This is a genomic window from Microbacterium umsixpiens (assembly GCF_053543675.1).
Map to the genome: position 1 here is coordinate 3955 of NZ_JBLVOH010000065.1, position 2478 is coordinate 6432.

The window sequence follows — 2478 nt, forward strand, 5'->3', positions numbered from 1 at the left end:
GGGGGGGCGAAGCTGGTTACCAGCGGTAGTGAGCGAACGCGCGGTTCGACTCGGCCATCTTGTGCGTGTCCTCGCGGCGCTTGACCGCGGCACCCAGGCCGTTCGACGCGTCGAGGATCTCGTTCTGCAGACGCTCGGTCATCGTCTTCTCACGACGGCCCTTCGCGTAGCTCACGAGCCAGCGCAGAGCGAGCGTGTTGGCGCGGTGAGGCTTGACCTCGACCGGCACCTGGTAGGTCGAGCCACCGACGCGGCGGCTGCGGACCTCGAGGGTCGGGCGCACGTTGTCGAGCGCCTTCTTGAGCGTGGCGACGGCGTCCTGACCGTTCTTCGCCTCGACGCCGCGGAGGGCGCCGTAGACGATCGACTCGGCCAGCGACTTCTTGCCGTCGACGAGGATCTTGTTCACCAGCGAGGTGACGATCGGTGCGCCGTATACCGGGTCGTTGACGACGGGGCGCTTGGGGGCTGGTCCCTTACGAGGCATCTAACTCAACCCTTCTTCGCGCCGTAGCGGGAACGAGCCTGCTTACGGTTCTTGACTGCCTGGGTGTCCAGGGCGCCACGGACGATCTTGTAACGCACACCGGGGAGGTCCTTGACACGACCGCCACGAACGAGCACCAGCGAGTGCTCCTGGAGGTTGTGACCCTCACCGGGGATGTACGCGGTGACCTCGGTGCCGTTGCGGAGCTTCACACGAGCGACCTTGCGCATCGCCGAGTTCGGCTTCTTGGGGGTGGTGGTGTAGACGCGGGTGCAGACCCCGGCCTGCTGCGGGTTCGACTTGAGCGCCGGCGCCTTGGTCTTGGTGACCTTGGGCGAGCGACCCTTGCGAACCAACTGCTGAATGGTTGGCACGTTCTCTCCTCATAGTGCTGCACGGTGACAGCGTGATGGGTTTCACATCATGACCCACCGGCACGCCGGATTCGACGCGCTTTTGGTGTGGTGGGTATGCCGTGGGGGCGGACCGGCATGGTGCCGACGCCCAGTGCGCACGTCAAGACGTGCACACACCTGGTCAAGTGTAATGCCGCGTAACGTGGTGGTCAAATGAACGCAAGTCCGGTGTGACGGCGGAGCGGCGCTCGGAGCATCACGGCAGGTCGGGGTCGAACGGCGAATCCAACGACTCCGTCAGCTCGGCGAGCAGTGCCTCGATCTGCGGCTCCACGTGCTGCGAGATGGCCGCCTGGATGTAGATCCGGTGGCGAAGCAGGATGCCGCAGATCTCCCGCCCGACCATATTGGCGTACTCGTCGGCGAGCGCGACCTCCTGCCGGAGGGCGATCTTGGCTTCCTCGGTCAGAGGCGGCAACGCCGGCAGCTCCGCGGCGGAGTCATCGGCGAGCCCGGCGATGGTGAAGAGGAACGGCGCGCCGGGAACCGGCTCGGGGTCGAGCGGGAGGCCGTCGAATTCCGGATCGAGGTCTTCGGCAGGGCGGTAGCTGCGGGCGCGGTTCCGGGCGGCCTGCTGATCGAGCTCGCGCTGCAGCATGGGGAGATTCCGTGCCGTGTAGTCCGCGACGGCGTGGTCGACGATGGTCTTGATGCGCGTCGAGAGTCCGTGCTGCACACCGTGCGGGGTGTTCGCACCGATTCCCGCCGCCGAGAGGATCGGCGATCCCAGACAGCGGCGGCATGGCGCGACGCGACCGCGGTGGGTCGCCGGCTCCCAGCGCGGCACCCAGCGCAACCAGGCCTCGACGGCCTGGTCCACCTGCGTCTCCAATGAGCGCTCCACCCCACCAGCGTACGGCGCGCCGCCCGTCGTGACCGCGATTTCGCGCATCGCGGCGGGGCGGCCGCGTCACTCCTCGTCTTCTTCGCGCTCCCAGGGCCAGCGCGGATGCGCGGCACGAGTGCGACGGAGGGCGATGCCACCCCAGCCGGCTATCAGCCCCGCGACCACCAGCACCGCACTCGCACCACCGCGGACCAGATCCCCCGCCACCGCAGTCGCGATCACGAAGTCGGACGAGCCGAGGACGACCGTGATCCACACCGCCGCGAGATGAGCCAGAGCTGCGAGGAGAGCGATCGCGATCGTCGCCACGAAGGAGGGATGGCCACGACGGAGCGTCGACCACAGCATGAGCGCGAAGACCGCGACCGCCGCCAGCATCCCGACGGCGCCCGGCGCCTGCCCCAACCCTCGCACCGCGATGATGTCGGTATCGGTGGCCACACTCAGGGCCCCCAGGCCGAACACCGCGAGCGCGAAGAAGCCGATCGTCGCGAGCACCACGGCCAGGACAGCCGAAACCCCCGCGGACTCGGGCCCGCGGGGGTTCGGCGTGGTGGAGTTCGTGATTACCTCGACAGCGTCGGACCGGCTTCGAGGGTGCGCTCGTACTCGCGCTGCGCCTCGGCGTTCAGTTCGGTCTTGCGAGCGCCGCTGCGCGACACCCATGCGCCGAACCAGATGGTCAGTTCGCGCGCGAACACGAATGCGGCGATGGCGAGCGGGGGGCG

At 68.2% G+C, this 2478-nt stretch carries 4 protein-coding genes; all 4 read right to left on the reverse strand.

Annotated features, from left to right (window positions below; all coding sequences use genetic code 11):
• Positions 1–16 precede the first annotated feature (16 nt).
• Positions 17–487 carry a 30S ribosomal protein S7 gene (gene rpsG / locus ACNPM4_RS06415; RefSeq protein ID WP_017201608.1) on the reverse strand — a complete coding sequence of 157 codons (471 nt, stop codon included), beginning with the start codon at positions 485–487 and terminating at the stop codon, positions 17–19.
• Between the two features lie 5 nt (positions 488–492).
• A complete protein-coding gene (rpsL, locus tag ACNPM4_RS06420; protein WP_017201609.1) occupies positions 493–861 on the reverse strand; it encodes a 30S ribosomal protein S12 in 369 nt (122 codons plus the stop codon).
• 238 nt (positions 862–1099) lie between these two features.
• Positions 1100–1747 carry a hypothetical protein gene (locus tag ACNPM4_RS06425; RefSeq protein ID WP_029260917.1) on the reverse strand — a complete coding sequence of 216 codons (648 nt, stop codon included), beginning with the start codon at positions 1745–1747 and terminating at the stop codon, positions 1100–1102.
• A 66-nt stretch (positions 1748–1813) separates the two neighbouring features.
• Positions 1814–2251, reverse strand: coding sequence for a hypothetical protein (locus ACNPM4_RS06430; RefSeq protein ID WP_258134113.1), 438 nt, complete (start codon positions 2249–2251; stop codon positions 1814–1816).
• Between the last annotated feature and the right edge of the window lie 227 nt (positions 2252–2478).